The organism is Pedobacter sp. BMA, assembly GCF_001027745.1.
Classification (GTDB): Bacteria; Bacteroidota; Bacteroidia; order Sphingobacteriales; family Sphingobacteriaceae; genus Pedobacter.
The window spans coordinates 36212-52025 of record NZ_LECU01000008.1 but is presented as its reverse complement, the minus strand read 5'-3'; the positions used below and the strand labels follow the sequence as shown (position 1 = coordinate 52025).

Below are 15814 nucleotides of genomic sequence, written 5' to 3'. Positions count from 1 at the left end.
ATGAAAGCAGTACTATTTACCTTAATATGCGCGCTTACAGGAATAGCCGCATGCGCACAAGAGCTGAGCGGAAGGATTTTGGATGCCGCGAATAAAACATCCTTGTTGAGGGTCAGTGTAAAAGTAAATGACCGTCAGACCTATTCTGACAGTCTTGGCTTTTTCAAAATGCAAATCCCTAAGGGCGATTACGAAGTCATCATCAGCCATCTCGGATATGCAATGTTTAAAGGGAAGGTCAGCTTACCTCAGCGCAAAATTTTTGAAGTGTACTTACAAACTGAGAGCCGTCAGCTCGAAGATGTTATAGTAAGCACAGGATACCAGGATATACCTAAAGAACGTGCGACAGGAAGTTTTAGCAGTGTTAGCAAAAATACATTCAACCAACAGGTTACCACCGGAATTCTGGAGAGGTTAGAAGGAATCACACCTGCATTGACCGTAGACAGAAGAACAAATTCAGCTTCCATCATGGTGCGCGGATTAAGTACCTTACGGTCTGACCGCAGTCCTTTGATTGTTGTAGATCAGTTCCCTTACCAGGGCGATATCAATAACATCAACCCTAACGATGTCGAAAATATTACGATTTTAAAAGATGCTGCTGCCGCCTCAATATGGGGGGCGAAAGCCGGAAACGGGGTAATTGTAATTACGACGAAAAAGGGTAAATACAATCAAAAATTTAATGTCCAGTTTAATGCAGCTACCAGCGTATTAAGTGACCCGGATTTAACTTATAGCCAACGCATATCGGCCAGAGATCAGATTGCTGTAGAGCAAATGTTGTTTTCGAAAGGTTATTACACCAGCTCTGAAAATGCAAGTACGCATCCGGTACTCTCACCGGTGATCGAACTATTAATAGCAGCAAGGGATAGTAAAATCAGTACCCAGCAATTGGAAGACAACCTGAGTGTATTGCGTACTCAGGATATTAATCAGAACTACGCCGGTGCTTTGTTCAAAACAGGTATAAACAACCAGTATAGCTTATCCATGCAGGGCGGCATGGCCAATCACAACTGGCTGGTTACTGCTGGTTACGACCATAATACAAGTGCGCTTTCAGCTAAATATTCCAGGCTTAACCTGAAGGTAGAAAATAACTGGAAGCCGGTTAAAAATCTGGATTTGGGTTTTGCGATCTCGTATAGCCAGATCAATAATGCCAGTGGATTGCCTGGTTTATCCTCGCTGACGACAGCAACTGGAGTATTACCATCTTACACCAGGTTTTTAAATAACAACGGCGAAGAGGCGGAGGTTATGAAAACTTACACTAGCCGGTACACTACTACCGCGGGGAGTGGCAACTTGTTAGACTGGAAATACTATCCGATTTCTGATGCGCAACATTCTGCTACCTCAAATACTACAAAAGATTTACTTGCCAATTTAAAAATAGGTTATGAAATGTTCAAAGGCCTTAAATTGGGTATCAACTATCAGTACGAAAACCAAAAAATCGATGGAAACACGATTAACGATATATCAAGTTATTATACACGGAATCTGATTAACCAGTTTACACAGCTGTCGGGTACCACAGTAACCAGACCAATACCTTTAGGCAGTATCGTTGATGAAAATCTTCAAGACCTCAATGTACATAATCTTCGCGGCCAGGTAAATTTTAATAAACAAATTAATGATTTATCTCTCGATTTTCTGGCTGGTGGTGAAATGCGGGAAGCAAGGGGTGTGAGCAGGACATTCAGGAGTTATGGGGTAGATGCCGAAACAGGTACATCTATACCCGTAGATTATGTAAATAGCTATAGGAATTTTGTGACCGGATCATCCGGGTACATTAGTGATTTCACCAGTCACAACGGTTCGCTTACCCGTTACGTGTCAGCTTATGCCAATGGTGCATTATCCTTTAAAAACCGGTATACCCTTTCAGGCAGTGCACGAAGGGACGCCTCAAATCTTTTTGGTGTATCTACAAATAATCTCTGGCACCCATTATGGTCGGCTGGGATGGCATGGATTGTATCACAGGAGCCTTTCGCCAATAATTGGCCTTATCTGCGTTTGCGTGTTACTTATGGAAGTAGCGGAAATTCTGATTCCAGAAACGCAGCACTAACCACGATCAGTTATAGCGGAATTTCGAGCTATACCCGAACCGCAATGTCGATCATATTTAATTATGCCAATCCAGACTTAAAATGGGAACTCACCAGGACACTAAATGCCGGGCTCGATTTTAGTTTTTTTAAAAAGCGTTTATCAGGAAGTGTTGAATATTATATTAAAAAATCTACTGACCTCATTGGAACTGAGCCGATAGATTATACGATTGGTGTGGGTACAACGGTTACCCGAAACGTAGCCGCCATTAGCGCCAGAGGCATCGATGTGGAGATGCGATCATTGAATACGGTGGGCAAGCTACGTTGGACAACAGATTTTTTCTTGAATTATTACCGGGACAGGGTAGATGATTACTACTTATCCAGTAACCTGGGGAGTAATTTTGTTAATGGAAACCTCAATATAGGCGGGGTAGTTGGGAAGCCGGTATACGCAGTTTATTCTTATAAATGGGCCGGTCTGAATCCAGCCAACGGGAATCCACGGGGATATCTGAACGGGGTGTATTCAGAAAACTATACCGCATTGACAGGTAGCGGAATAACTATCGATGATCTGGCTTACCGCGGCCCCGCATTTCCGGTAGTGACCGGGGCGCTGGGTAATACTATCGCCTGGAGGGGTTTTAATTTCAATTTTCGGATCAGTTATAAGTTTGGCAGTTATTTCAGGAGACCAGCCCTCAGTTATAGCAGTTTGTACTCAAATCGTAGCGGACTCAGTGAATATTCCAATCGATGGCAAATCCCTGGGGATGAGTTAAACACCGTTGTTCCTTCCCAAATATATCCTGCAATAGGAGCCAGAGATGATTTCTATGGTTATTCTGAAGCCACGGTGCTGAGTGGTGATTTGATCCGTTTTCAGTATGCAGGGGTGGGATATGAGTTCAATAAAACGGATTTCAAAAACCTTCCATTTCATAGTGTGGCAGTTCAGATTACGGCTAATAACCTGGGCTTATTATGGTCAGATAATGATTACAAGCTTGATCCGGACTATCCAACGGGCGCGCCTCAGAGAATCTATTCATTCAATTTAAGATTTAACCTTTAAAATATGATCATGAATTATAAATACCAATTTGTGTTATTGCAACTTTTTATCCTGGTATTGCTGGCAGCTAGTGGCTGTAAAAAGTTTCTGGAAGAAAAGCCGCTAGATAGCCTGGCCATTCCCACAACGTTGAAAGATTACCAGTCATTGTTAGATAAATACAGTTCAATTAATGAAGTAGATGCCAGTTCGGGCGAAGTAAGCGCAGCCGAAACTTACCTTTCTGACGCCGATTATAATGCCAGGGATGAAGTGGACCGCAGGATGTATACCTGGCAAAACAGCAATATATTTATTTCCCAGAACAATGACTGGTCAAATGTTTATGGAAAGAACTTTACCTTGAATACGGTAATTGAAGGGTTGCCAAAGGTTGAAAAAACTGCTTTAAATTCAATGGAATGGAACAGCGTGATGGGCCAGGCTCATTTTATCAAGGCAAGAAATCTGTTGCAGGCAGCCGGAATCTGGTGCCTGGCTTACGACGAAAGTACCGCCGACACTGAACCAGGTCTACCTGTTATTGATGGCACAAATTTTAATCTGAGGTCAACCCGAAGTACGCTCAGGGAAACGTATAATGATATCATCAATGAGTTTAAATTAGCTGCCGCACTATTGCCTAATCAGGAAATCCATGTGATGCGCCCCTCAAAGCCTGCCGCCTTTGCGCTTTTGGCCCGCACCTATCTTTGGATGCGAAAATACGAGCAGGCGCAGCTTTATGCAGATTCCTGCCTTAAAATCAAAAGCAGCTTGCTGGATTATAATTCGTTAACTGCAACAGCTAGCTATCCATTTCCTCAATTTAATACTGAAGTGTTATATGCTGCGGTATTTAAATCGTTAACCACAATTGCTGCTGCAAGGGCGAAAATTGTTCCAGAGGTTTATAGCTTATACGACCCTAAAGATTTGAGAAAGACATTGTACTTTAAAGATAACGGTAATGGCACTTACGCCTTTAAGGGCAGTTACGATAATTCCGTCACCGCGTTTAGTGGGGTGGCCATAGATGAAGTATACCTTACGAGGGCCGAATGCGCTGCAAGACTGAATCAAACCGGCTTGGCCTTGTCTGATCTAAATGCATTACTGGTCACGCGTTATGCGAAAGGATTTTATGTCCCGTATACCGGATTGAGCGGGGAAGTCTTAGTGCAAATTATATTAAAGGAAAGGAGGAAGCAGTTGCTCATCCGCGGGCTTAGATGGATGGATGTTAAGAGATTAAATAAGGAGGGTGCCGGGATATCATTGAGCAGAACGGTTAATAATATTACTTATAACCTGCCTGCAAATAGCAGGCGCTTTGCATTACCCATTCCGGAAGAGGTGATCACCTTAAGTGATATTGTACAAAATACCTATTAAAAACGTAAGGGAGCAGGTGTGCCTGCTCCCTTGCTATACCTAATCTTTCCTCGAAGTAACGAAATCATCATCGTCTACCAACGCAGGCGTATTATGCACGGCCAGGTATGCCGAGATATTTGCGTATTGCGTATCCTGGAATTCAAGAGTACATGGAATGCTTTCGCCATCACATTCCGAAGGAATTGGGTCATTCGAGATATCTACCCACTTTGATGGGTCGGTGGTATCTGAATAACTAGTTCCGGTAAATTGGTATCTTAAGGCAGCCGATTTTTCTTCGGTAAAAGCACTTAAGCCTATCACGCCGAACCCGAAAAGGGCTACAAGGCCGATAGAGATTTTTTTTAAATTCATGATTTTAAAAATTAAATTAAAGACTCTGTTTAAGCACTTGAGGATGGCGATCCGAAAGCGGTTTTACACGATATTGTAAAACACTTTCTTGTTGACTCTCCTGAACGGCCTACCCGTAAACACAGCCATTAATTCCGGGAAATAAATGGCCGATCCCGCGAATGCGAAGCCATTTTTAAGATATGTAATTGTATTTATCATTTCCCGAAATCCTGACATAAATTTCGTGAGAATGCATCGAAGCGTATGCACGCAAATGTCACCAGTTCACTATTAAATAGGCGGTGGGGAGTGACAAATGTCACTACTCTTTTGTCCGGATGCGACTGAGTGTTTTTTGATCTATCCCAAGATATGAAGCAATGTCATTAACTGAAAGTCTTTTGCCGGTTTTCGGGTTATCTTTGAGCATGAGCTGATACCGTTGGGTAGCGAGGTGATAGTTTCTGATAAAAAGCTGATTTAAGACTGCCTCAAAATGAAACATATTGTATTTAATATCAAGGTGGTAGGCATCTCCATAAAGCTTCAATACATTTCCGTAGTGTACTTCCTCAATATACATTAGTTCAGCATCTTCCAGGAAAACTAAAACAATCTCTACATCCGGGTTGATTACACAGCTGGTGGCATGGAAAAGAAATTCCCTGTCAAAATAGAAATAAAGATTGATACGCTCGCCTGACTCCCGGTGGACAGCCAGTAACTTTGCCGCCCCCGTAAACATCAAGGGGTAAAACATCTGATTATCGACCGCATAGTCTATATGCTGCCCCTTTAAATAAGTTTTGCTTTTTACTACACTCTTTAAGTACAATGTAAGCCCATCAGGCAAAGCGTGTACGGTGTTCAGCATTTCAATGTAATCCGCATTTTCCATAACCTTTTTTGATGGTAAATAAAATGGTAATATAGTTTCTGTCAAGTTGCATAATTTTGCAACCCCCAGTTGTATAGATTTTCTTTCGATACGAATGAAAAGGAAACCATTGTGTGTTCATGATTAAGGATTGATCATGCTTCAATATCAGGTCCAGCCTGATTAATATTTTCCTTTCGCCAGCTCCAACATTTCAGTAAGCTTGACAATTACCTTTTTAATATCTTCACCAGCGTGATTATACAAAGCATTACGGACACTTTTTTCGGAGATGGATTCCCTTTCAATTGTACTGTAATGATGCGAGACATATTGAGGGGCAAACTTTGCCCTTCTCCAAAGGATGATACCTGTCTCCATTTGAAGGTGAATAAAAAATGCAAGCTGTTTAACTGAGAAAGATACCTTGTATTGCGAGTTCATCATTTGTGCATCTTCCGAATTATCTTTGACGAATTTTAATAATTCCAGGAACCTGATTTTCTGTTTTAATATTGTATTAATTAATTTCCTGCTACTTTTATTGTCTGAATATTGTTTTTCAGGACGTTTTCTACACGAGCATTTGAAATCTTCTCTGAAGTGGCGGAGCATGGTGATCTGATCATCTATCAGTGGCATCCCATCAATGGCATTTGCGATAAACTTCGCGACGTACGAAAAAAAGACATCATGATTTGCTCCCGTTTCTATCATGAGTTTAATGATTTCATACTCATCGGTTTTAAGATTTTCAAGAATTTTTTTGTGGATGATATCGTATAGATCCAGCCAGAAATAAATATCCGTAAAGCTTATCACATAGCTTACATCCGTCGCCTTCTTAAACATGGTGATGAAGTCTTCACTAAAATCAAGCTGTTTAAATTTTTCAGTGAGCATTTCCTGCTGGTTTTTGATGTTAGCCAAAGACTGGGTCATGAAATAAATGGGGGCTTTGTAGCTGAAATCGAAATATTTGCGAAGTTCCACACTTAACCATTCCAAAAGATCCCGAATGTATGAATACAAAATGTTTAAAAGTGATTTGTTAGGGTGTTCAATGTCTGACGTGATCGCTTTTTCTATTGCGTCTGCCAGGGCCGTGAGTACTTGCTGATGCATATAGACATACCTCTTTATCTCGGAGTTTTTCCCGGCCTTAAACACCAGGTTTCTGAACATGTATATTAGTCGCTCATATTCCCGATCAACATTTTTTTCGAAATCAGTTTTATACTTTCTGGAAAAGGTGTTATTCGAGATCAGTTCCCGAAAATTTTCTTCAAATGGGGTTAGTTCAAATTGCATAATGGTTTTTTTTCCGGTAAATTATCGGCAATTTTTCCTGGAATAAAACTTTTTACACCGTTGAGATCTGTGGCTCCGCGAAAACCGCTTATAATGTGACGAACGCATTTGAGTACCAGCTATATTTATTCAATTCCTAATTTTTTACCAGGTCATTTTCTTTTAGGGATGCAGGGTTGCAATAATCATCAACCTATCATCAACTTGATGATAAACAGGTAATTGTTGAATTTGTAGAGGTATTGATTGTATAACTTTCAGTATGCTCATCTAAAATTATCGTTATGTTTAGTAAAATTTTCTTTCGCTTAAAAGAGATTCTGGACTCTGTAAACGAAGTCCGTAATTTGTTGATTCAGCAACAACCTATTGTTCAAAATGAAGAATGGTTTGACACCGCCGGACTCATGGCAAAACTTAACATCAGTAGCCGAACCATTTACCGTTTGCGGAAAAACGGCGCTGTATCTTCAAAACAGCTTTCAGGGAAGTGGTATTACAAAATTCCGGATTTTCCAGTTCAACCTGCAAACAAGAAATAACTCACTTACAACATCGAACATCGTTGCGATTGGGATGGCTATTAGCGCCAGCCGCGAAGCATCATTTCTCCGGAATGATATTGATTTCTTTGTAGCTGAGCCAACATTCTTCGGGAACCTTTTCTAATGGCTTCGTGTATACTTCGAGGTGGCTTCGACTCCTCTTTGGGAAACTATTGCCTCAGATTCGGGAAGCGTTCGGGAAGGCTTCGGGAACGGGTTGGGATCAACACGATCAAATTCCAATGAATTGGCAACCGCAAGGCATTTGTTAACCTAAACTGATACCTCTCAGGTTGCCATCTTTTCCAACCGGCTGCCTTAAGTGAGGACAATATTTAGGTTTAATTATTTGTTCAGTAATGTTTTCTGGCAGGCTATGAAGGAGACAAATTAAGCCAAATCAAGACAAGTTAAGCCGCACTACGCTGAATATTAGGATTTTATATTTTTCGCATTTAACATTGTGCCAGGCAAAGCTATACCGGCCGGATAGTGATGCTGTTAAAAATTTTAAATCCATTCATTATGGGAACAATCAGAAACGGAGCCAATGGAGGCTTCTCCGGCAAGGCCGGAAGTGTTATCGGCAGTAGCTGGAACAATATCAGCTACATTAAGGGCTTGCCAAAGCTAAGCAACAAACCTGCCAGTGAGGCTCAGCTTATGCAGCGGGCTCGCTTCGGTGCGGTGATGACCTACCTGGGGCCTATCAAAGATGTATTGATGCTCGGGTACAAAGGGCAGACCTCGAATCGGGCAACGGGATTTAACATGGGTGTACAACATGCACTTAACAATGCGGTCACCGGAGTCTATCCGTATTTTAGCGTTGATAAGTCAATTATTCAGATCAGCAAAGGAACTTTACAGGCACCTGCAGACGTAACCCTGGTATCTACAACGCCGGAAGATCTGGTGTTGAGCTGGATGCCTCAGATTAATGACCTGACAGCGTTTGTTGATGACCGGGTATATGTATTGATTTACAACGCCCCGCAAAATCTGTTTATGATCTACACTGCGATCGCTACACGAACTGAGGGGACTACTACGATTACCCTACCTGCAAGCTTTTCGGGCCAGGAAATTCATGTTTACATGTTTTACCAATCCCGGGATGGTGGGAGACAGTCAAATAGTGTTTACAAAGGGCCGTTTACAGTTGCCTAATTTTTAACCGATGAGTGTGTTGCCCTCGGCAGCACACTCATCTTAAACTTAAAATCATGAAAACTTTAATATTAAATTTAAAAAGGGGATTTAACCTTTATCCTATCCTATTAATCGTAGCAGTGGTGCTGGGATTATATCTATGCTGGCAGCTTTTGCCCATGTTCCTGACGATTGGCAATGCAACTGTGGGATTGGTTGACGCCGGTATCTGGCAATTATTACTTTTCGGACTAATTACCTGGATATTGCTCCTGTTCTTGTCGGTTAGTCTTCTTGGGCTTTTTCTCCGAAAACTGGCATTACCTTCAATTTCAAACATGGTTTTACAATTTAACGATCTATCATCATGGTATCAGTTAGGCTTTTATTGGGCATCGTTTGCGCTTTTGCTGTTAGCGGGAGTGGGATGCTTAGCGGCAGTGTTTTAAAAAGTAAAGTATCGGGAGCAAGTTTCGCTGGTTTATCATCTTTCTTTCAGGAGCGCACTGTTTCTCGTAAATCATCCTCCGAACACGCTAGACAACGAGTCATTCAGATTGCACAGGCCCAACTTCGTGTCCGTGAAGCGACAGGTAATAACGATGGAATTGCAGTAGAAAATTATCTCCATTATACTGGACATGTAAAAGGCGACCCATGGTGCGCAGCATTTGTAAGTTGGGTTTATGGACAGTCAGGGTATAAGTTCCCGTCCACTGCCTGGAGTCCGGCTTTATTTCCTGCTAGCCGAAGAGTAGACAACCCACAACCCGCCGATGTGTTTGGAATTTACTTTTCCAGCCTGAAGCGAATAGCGCATTGTGGTTTAGTAAAATCACAACGTGGCTCATGGTTAATTACCATTGAAGGTAATACCAACATGACGGGCAGCAGGGAAGGAGATGGCGTATACACTAAATACCGGCACAAGAGAACCATTATGTATTATGCGGATTGGCTGAAGGGAGGTGGAATATGAAAAGGTTTTTGATCGTGGTACTATTCTGTTCCTGCAGCGTGCTGCGGAAGGAAAGTGCTTCCAACACCAATCATCTCCAGGAAGCGCAACGTCTTAATTCCAGTTTGTCAAGCCATCAATCCTGGACTATTTTGAGCAATGATAGTTTGTCAAATGAAACCTTTTGGCGTATTTGGCCAAAGGGAAATGTAAGCTATTTAAGGGATAGTGGCTTTAGAGGGGAAGCCGTGCTGATTGAGATACAACAAAGAGAAATGCGAAAGATTAATGCGAAGGCGAAAGGTACAGATTCTACAAGTTTAAGTCAACAGCTTAATGTTGAAACAACACAAAAGCAAATTGCTGAAAGCCATACAAGGGTTGGAAATAAAGATTGGTATTGGGCTATCGGTATTGGTTTAGGCTTAATCCTGTGTTTACGGTGCCTATGGAAGTTGCTGCAAAACTCCGTTAGTTGATATTTATGATTTGCTTCGTGCCCGCTCAAAATCAGTGCGTGGTACGAAGCAATCTCTGCTTATACTTCACTACTTGACTCCAGTGGAAGCCCTCAATTAATTTTAAAGTTTTTAAAACCTTTTCATCTTTGCTTTGTTATGTGGCTGTCTTATTCTTAATCATATGAGTAGTTATATTGAATCAATTGGCTGGGTAGCTCTAATCATTTCTAATGTTGTGGCATACATTTCCATTAAACGACTAAAAAAATCAGAACAGCGGCGTTTGGATAGTAAAATGCGTTTTCCGAAAGCTTTCGTATAGTTTACTCACGTAAAATCAGGTTAAATTTGCCTTAATTTGGTATTTGTTCTGGTCCCCCTCTACTTTTGGTCTGTTTTAATCTACTTAAGTTTGGATAACTGGATTATTGCATCTATTTTTAGAAAAAAATTGGTTATAATGCGGTATATCTTCAGATTTAAGTTGGTCTTTCCTTTTCTACGCAAAAGCATCCTTCATTAGTTATGTTTAATTTTTTTTCAAAAAAAAATAAGGTTACAGACATTTCCTGGCTCGGAGTCGATATGCATTCCCATATTTTACCCGGTATAGACGATGGGTCACCTGATGTGCCGACTTCCATTCGTTTTGTTAAGGCCCTGCAGGAATTAGGTTTTAATAAATTGATCGCTACGCCCCACATATATAAGGAGCTTTATCCTAACACGCAGGAAACCATTGGTGCGGCGAAAGATGCACTGCAAGCGGAAATGGATAATCAGAATATTTCGTTGACGTTAGGTGCTGCAGCAGAATATATGGTCGATCAGGATTTTACGATGGATAAGCCTTTATGCAAATTGGACGAAAAACATGTGTTAATTGAAATGTCTTATTTGAATGAGAGTCCAGGTATAAGCCAAACTGTTTTTGATATAGAAATTAAAGGTTATAAGCCAATTCTTGCTCATCCAGAACGATATACATTTTATTTCAAGGATAAAACCCGGTTGAAAAGATTTAAAGAGAAAGGTTGTTTATTTCAATTAAATTTACTCTCTGTTCTGGGCTACTATGGGAAAGAAGTTAAGCTAATGGCAGACGTTTTATTAAAGGAGAAAATGTATGATTTGGCAGGAACTGATTTACACCATGAAAGGCATTTGAATACATTGACAGAGTCGGTTCTTTCAGGAAGATTACATGAATTAATAGGTAATTACCACTTTCGAAACCAAGATGTATTCGGGCATGACAGTATTTAAAATAGTGTATGTGACGAATAAAATTGTTTTAAATTGAAATACTAAACTAAAATTGAGCTTACTTCATATATTATCTAGATCAGCATTTCTAGATATTACAATTAAATGATTAAGTTTGTAACCTGCTCGTTGTGTCAATTCCATTTCTTGCAGATATAATATTTATGAATAAACAAAATAATATGAGTAAGGGGGTTGTATTCGTTGCAACTCTACTGGTTATATCGTTAACCTCATCATGTATAAGCAACAAGAAAATTGCTTATTTTCAAGACATCCAATCGGTAAATCAAGCCAAGTTAGATAGTGCAGTGGTTTTTTCTGAACCAATAATACAATCTGATGATATATTAAGTATAAACATATTTACTCTCAATCAACAAAGTGGGGCAATTGTAAATCAAGCTGCGTCTACGCCATCTTTGGGAGGAAACTCTAATAGTAGTTTGGCAACGCAAAATACTGGTTTTTTGGTTGATAGAAATGGCGAGATTGAACTGTCGTTAATTGGAAAAGTTAAAGTTGCGGGCCTTACCTCGTATCAGGCGAGAGAATTAATTCGAGAGAAAGCTGCCAATATCTATCAGCAACCTAATGTTCAGTTAAGGTTTGCTAACTTTAAAGTGAGTGTTTTAGGAGAAGTTAACGCTCCGTCAACATATACGCTTCCAAATGAAAAAGTGAGCATCTTAGATGCGTTAAGTCTAGCTGGCGATTTAACAATATACGGTAAACGTGAGAATGTTTTAATTGTTAGAGACAATAACGGAATAAAGGAGTTTGCCAGACTTGATCTAAACTCATCTGACATCTTCAATAGTCCGTTCTACTATTTAAAGCAAAATGACGTAATTTATGTCGAGCCAAATAAACGTAAAGTCTCAGCATCAAATTCAGCACAAATACAAACTATTGGCGTAATAGCCTCTGTTATTTCAGTAATAGTTTTAGCGATCTCTAGTTTTAAATAATTTGCCTCAATGAATAATATAGTAAATAACAATACCAACCCGAATGGTGAAGAAGATATTATCAACCTAAAGGATGTTTTCAGTAAGCTTGTTGATAAGTGGTTATGGTTTTTAATAAGTATTTTGATCTGTTTATTACTTTCATTTTTTTATGCAAAATACACTGCCCCACTTTACCAGATAAGAGCTAAAATTCTGGTAAATGATGACGAAAAAGGCGGGGGTTTAGGTAAACAAGCCGGCGCTTTAATGGACCTAGGTGGGTTAATGGGGGCTAAAAATTCCGTTGATAACGAAGTCGAAATTCTTAGGACGAGGTTTTTGATGGAGCAAGTCGTAAGAGAGATGCAGCTTAATGTCATATATTCACGAAAGATAGATTTTTTAACAAGAGAAGTTTACAATTCGCCATTTAAGTTAAGTATTCTCAAGGGATTAGATACTATTAAAACTACTAACATAGAAGTATCAGTAATAGACAATCAAAATCTAAGATTAAAAAAAAATAACGAGGTAAGAAACATAAAATGGGGGAGTGAATTTAAACTTGATGGTGTTGGTATCGTAAAATTAGATCTTTTGTCTCCTTCTAGGACTGAAAGTGGTGAATATTCTGTACGTATTCTATCCATAGACCAACGAGTATCAAATTTGTTAGCACAACTTTCTGTTGGGGTTTCTAATAAACAAGTCTCTATTATTGATCTTGGGCTATCTTATACTTTACAACAAAAAGGCGAAGATATTCTTAATACTTTAATTGATAAGTACACCCAGGCAAATTTAAGAGATAAAAATTCCATCGCTGATAGTACATATTTATTTATTAAAGAACGAATAAATAAAATTGCTTCGGAGCTTGGGGATGTCGAAAACAAAGTTGAATCTTTTAAACAACAAAACCAGTTATCAGACATGAGTGAACAAGGTAAGTTGTTGGTTCAGAATACAGGTGAATTTTCAACTGAACTTGCTAAAGCAGAAACACAGGTATCAGTATTGAATGATTTGGAACGTTATCTAAAAGATAATACAGATAGTAAGAGGGTGTTTCCCTCATCATTAATTCCTTCAGATCTGGTTTTTTCGAATTTAATGGGGCAATACAATGCACTTCTCCTGGAGCGTGAAAAACAATTATTAAGTGTAACGGAAGAAAGTCCATTTATTAAAAATATCGATAAACAAATTGAGGGGCTAAGAAGCGATATTCTTTCTAATGTTCAAATCACAAAAAATTCATATGTAGCTAATCGTAATAAGCTTCGAAATCAATTAAAATCAGCAGAGGGACAGATTTCCGGTGTTCCACAAATTGAGAAGAATTATTTGAAATTGGCTCGGAATCAGCAGATCAAACAAGAACTATATATCTTTCTAATGCAGAAAGCTGAAGAGACCGCTATATCGAAGACATCAAATATTTCGATTGCTAAAACAATTGATCCTCCAAAAGCTGAAGTTGCTCCAATTAGTCCGAAGAAAAACCTAATATATCTTGTGGGATTAGTGGCAGGACTGATTTTACCAGTTATTGTAATATTTGGTTCAGAGCTGTTGAACAATAGTATAAAAACTAAGGAAGAGATTAATTCTTTGACACAAGTTCCGGTAATAGGAGAAATAAGCCATAATTCATCTGATGATAATCTCGTTGTTGCAAATCAAAGCCGATCCGCGATATCAGAACAGTTCAGAGCCTTAAGAACTAACTTATCGTTTTATCTTCGGAATAATGATGAAAAAATAATTTTACTTACATCAAGTATGAGTGGTGAAGGGAAGTCATTTACGGCAATTAATTTAGGAAATATATTGGCATTAGCGGGAAAGAAAGTCTTATTAATGGAGCTGGATTTACGAAAACCAGGTTTATCAGCGAAGTTAAATGTTGATAATTCATTGGGATATAGTAATTATACCATTAAGAATGATTTGACAGCAACCAACTTAATTAAACCACTTCATATTAATAAAAATATGTTCATTATTTCTTCAGGTCCGCTCCCTCCAAATCCCGCAGAAACACTGATGAATGAACGAATGCCACTTTTGATGGAAGAGCTGAAAAAACAATTTGACTACATAATTTTAGATGCGCCTCCTATTGGTATTATATCAGATGCTCAGTTACTGGCTCCGTACGCAGATGTTACTTTGTTTTTGGTGAGACAGAAGGTTACACAGAAAGACCAACTTAGAATTGTTGAGGAACTCTACAGAAGTGGAAAAATGAAGAGCTTAGGGATCGTCGTAAATGATATAGTTAATAAATATTATGGTTACGGTTACGGTTATGGAGCTTACGGAGAGAATGAGACGCAACCTTGGTATAAGAAAATGTTTAAATTGAGATCATAGTCTATGAATTATACATTAAAAGTTGCTGAAATAAGAAAGGAAACCGAAGATACTGTCACACTTTGTTTCAAGCAACCCGGATTAAAAAAAATTAAGTATATAGCCGGACAATACCTTACTTTGATCTTTAGGATTAATGGAAGACGTTATATTCGTCCGTATTCATTTTCGTCCTGTCCCGGTGTTGATACATTTTTGGAAATTACAGTCAAACGGGTCGAAAATGGTTTAATATCAAATCACATCAACGATGTAGTACAGGTAGGTGATTCAATTGAGGTAATGCCTCCAATGGGCGATTTTATTTTTGAAGAGGGCCATGGATTTAAAGATGTATATTTTTGGGGTGTGGGAAGCGGTATAACGCCACTGCTATCTATCATAAAATATATTTTGTCGGAAAAAACGGAAGTTAAAGTACATCTTAACTATGGTAACCGAAGTCATGAATCTACAATATTTAAAAACCAAATAGATCAACTTAAAGAGAGATATGGTGATCGCCTTACAATTAGGCATTTTCACACAAAATTAGTTATTGATGAGGCAAATCCATATCTGATACAAGGTAGGATTGATCAAGACAAAGCCTTAAAGATATTGAGTGATCAAAGCGAACATAACGGTGTTGCACACTATATCTGTGGCCCCGCCGGTTTAAAGGAATCCGTAAAGAATGCAGTTCAAGCCAAGTTCGGTAATCTTGACCATGTTTATTCCGAAGATTTTGAATTGGTTAAAGATCCAAAAGATTTCGAAGATGTGCATACTCAAAACGTTTCTCTAAATTTTCAGGGCGAAAAATATACCGTTGAGGTTGTTAAAGGAAAAAGTATTTTGGAAGCAGCTTTAAGCGCTGACATTGAATTGCCTTATTCTTGCCAAACGGGAAATTGTAGTACTTGCAAGGGTTCAATGATCATTGGCGAAGCCAAGATGATCGGGTTAACGAAAGTACGCGATGATTTATCAGCAAATGAATATTTACTTTGCTGCACACATCCTCTAACAGATAATGTACATATAGAAATATAAAT

Annotated in this window: 14 protein-coding genes; 11 read left to right on the top strand and 3 right to left on the bottom strand. The window is 39.1% G+C overall.

The genetic code is table 11. The annotated features are described in order from the left end of the window. Both AB669_RS18410 and AB669_RS18405 read left to right on the top strand, forming a co-directional pair. Entirely contained in the window at window positions 1–3162 is a 3162-nt protein-coding gene (locus tag AB669_RS18410) for a SusC/RagA family TonB-linked outer membrane protein (protein ID WP_047800831.1), read from the top strand. A gap of 9 nt (window positions 3163–3171) precedes the next feature. Next, a complete protein-coding gene (locus tag AB669_RS18405; RefSeq protein WP_197082437.1) occupies window positions 3172–4536 on the top strand; it encodes a RagB/SusD family nutrient uptake outer membrane protein in 1365 nt (454 codons plus the stop codon). Window positions 4537–4575: 39 nt separating this feature from the next. Here the strand turns inward: AB669_RS18405 and AB669_RS18400 are convergent, their stop codons facing one another. The 3 genes from AB669_RS18400 to AB669_RS18390 all read right to left on the bottom strand — a co-directional run bounded on the left by AB669_RS18400 (window position 4576) and on the right by AB669_RS18390 (window position 7063). Further along, window positions 4576–4893 carry a hypothetical protein gene (locus tag AB669_RS18400; RefSeq protein WP_047800829.1) on the bottom strand — a complete coding sequence of 106 codons (318 nt, stop codon included), beginning with the start codon at window positions 4891–4893 and terminating at the stop codon, window positions 4576–4578. A 304-nt stretch (window positions 4894–5197) separates the two neighbouring features. Then, a complete protein-coding gene (locus tag AB669_RS18395) occupies window positions 5198–5773 on the bottom strand; it encodes a hypothetical protein (RefSeq protein ID WP_047800828.1) in 576 nt (191 codons plus the stop codon). Window positions 5774–5935: 162 nt separating this feature from the next. Further along, entirely contained in the window at window positions 5936–7063 is a 1128-nt protein-coding gene (locus AB669_RS18390; RefSeq protein WP_047800827.1) for a hypothetical protein, read from the bottom strand. 378 nt (window positions 7064–7441) lie between these two features. Between AB669_RS18390 and AB669_RS18385 the strand changes: the two genes are divergently transcribed. From AB669_RS18385 to AB669_RS18345, 9 genes are all read left to right on the top strand, one after another. Continuing rightward, the gene (locus AB669_RS18385) at window positions 7442–7732 is read left to right on the top strand and encodes a hypothetical protein (protein ID WP_047800826.1); all 291 of its coding nucleotides are present in this window, start codon (window positions 7442–7444) and stop codon (window positions 7730–7732) included. 401 nt (window positions 7733–8133) lie between these two features. After that, window positions 8134–8778 (top strand): DUF6266 family protein, encoded by a 645-nt coding sequence (locus AB669_RS18380; RefSeq protein ID WP_156166786.1) that lies wholly within the window; start codon window positions 8134–8136, stop codon window positions 8776–8778. Window positions 8779–8834: 56 nt separating this feature from the next. Beyond that, window positions 8835–9209, top strand: coding sequence for a hypothetical protein (locus tag AB669_RS18375; RefSeq protein WP_047800824.1), 375 nt, complete (start codon window positions 8835–8837; stop codon window positions 9207–9209). After that, the gene (locus AB669_RS18370; protein ID WP_231582714.1) at window positions 9128–9739 is read left to right on the top strand and encodes a peptidoglycan-binding protein; all 612 of its coding nucleotides are present in this window, start codon (window positions 9128–9130) and stop codon (window positions 9737–9739) included. The genes AB669_RS18375 and AB669_RS18370 overlap by 82 nt, the downstream gene beginning before the upstream one ends. Then, window positions 9736–10197 (top strand): hypothetical protein, encoded by a 462-nt coding sequence (locus AB669_RS18365; protein WP_047800823.1) that lies wholly within the window; start codon window positions 9736–9738, stop codon window positions 10195–10197. Before AB669_RS18370 ends, AB669_RS18365 begins: the two co-directional genes overlap by 4 nt. A gap of 507 nt (window positions 10198–10704) precedes the next feature. Beyond that, window positions 10705–11445 (top strand): tyrosine-protein phosphatase, encoded by a 741-nt coding sequence (locus AB669_RS18360; protein ID WP_047800822.1) that lies wholly within the window; start codon window positions 10705–10707, stop codon window positions 11443–11445. A 164-nt stretch (window positions 11446–11609) separates the two neighbouring features. Beyond that, window positions 11610–12416: a polysaccharide biosynthesis/export family protein gene (locus AB669_RS18355; protein ID WP_047800821.1), complete on the top strand. Its 807-nt coding sequence runs from the start codon at window positions 11610–11612 to the stop codon at window positions 12414–12416. A 9-nt stretch (window positions 12417–12425) separates the two neighbouring features. Beyond that, window positions 12426–14777, top strand: coding sequence for a tyrosine-protein kinase (locus AB669_RS18350; protein ID WP_047800820.1), 2352 nt, complete (start codon window positions 12426–12428; stop codon window positions 14775–14777). A gap of 3 nt (window positions 14778–14780) precedes the next feature. After that, window positions 14781–15812 (top strand): ferredoxin--NADP reductase, encoded by a 1032-nt coding sequence (locus AB669_RS18345; RefSeq protein ID WP_047800819.1) that lies wholly within the window; start codon window positions 14781–14783, stop codon window positions 15810–15812. Window positions 15813–15814: the final 2 nt, after the last annotated feature.

Excerpts from the sequence above, each read along its gene's own strand:
- AB669_RS18410 (WP_047800831.1), top strand. The coding sequence starts at position 1 with ATGAAAGCAGTACTATTTACCTTAATATGCGCGCTTACAGGAATAGCC.
- AB669_RS18405 (WP_197082437.1), top strand. The coding sequence starts at position 3,172 with ATGAATTATAAATACCAATTTGTGTTATTGCAACTTTTTATCCTGGTA.
- AB669_RS18400 (WP_047800829.1), bottom strand. The coding sequence starts at position 4,893 with ATGAATTTAAAAAAAATCTCTATCGGCCTTGTAGCCCTTTTCGGGTTC.
- AB669_RS18395 (WP_047800828.1), bottom strand. The coding sequence starts at position 5,773 with ATGGAAAATGCGGATTACATTGAAATGCTGAACACCGTACACGCTTTG.
- AB669_RS18390 (WP_047800827.1), bottom strand. The coding sequence starts at position 7,063 with ATGCAATTTGAACTAACCCCATTTGAAGAAAATTTTCGGGAACTGATC.
- AB669_RS18385 (WP_047800826.1), top strand. The coding sequence starts at position 7,442 with ATGAAGAATGGTTTGACACCGCCGGACTCATGGCAAAACTTAACATCA.
- AB669_RS18380 (WP_156166786.1), top strand. The coding sequence starts at position 8,134 with ATGGGAACAATCAGAAACGGAGCCAATGGAGGCTTCTCCGGCAAGGCC.
- AB669_RS18375 (WP_047800824.1), top strand. The coding sequence starts at position 8,835 with ATGAAAACTTTAATATTAAATTTAAAAAGGGGATTTAACCTTTATCCT.
- AB669_RS18370 (WP_231582714.1), top strand. The coding sequence starts at position 9,128 with ATGGTATCAGTTAGGCTTTTATTGGGCATCGTTTGCGCTTTTGCTGTT.
- AB669_RS18365 (WP_047800823.1), top strand. The coding sequence starts at position 9,736 with ATGAAAAGGTTTTTGATCGTGGTACTATTCTGTTCCTGCAGCGTGCTG.
- AB669_RS18360 (WP_047800822.1), top strand. The coding sequence starts at position 10,705 with ATGTTTAATTTTTTTTCAAAAAAAAATAAGGTTACAGACATTTCCTGG.
- AB669_RS18355 (WP_047800821.1), top strand. The coding sequence starts at position 11,610 with ATGAATAAACAAAATAATATGAGTAAGGGGGTTGTATTCGTTGCAACT.
- AB669_RS18350 (WP_047800820.1), top strand. The coding sequence starts at position 12,426 with ATGAATAATATAGTAAATAACAATACCAACCCGAATGGTGAAGAAGAT.
- AB669_RS18345 (WP_047800819.1), top strand. The coding sequence starts at position 14,781 with ATGAATTATACATTAAAAGTTGCTGAAATAAGAAAGGAAACCGAAGAT.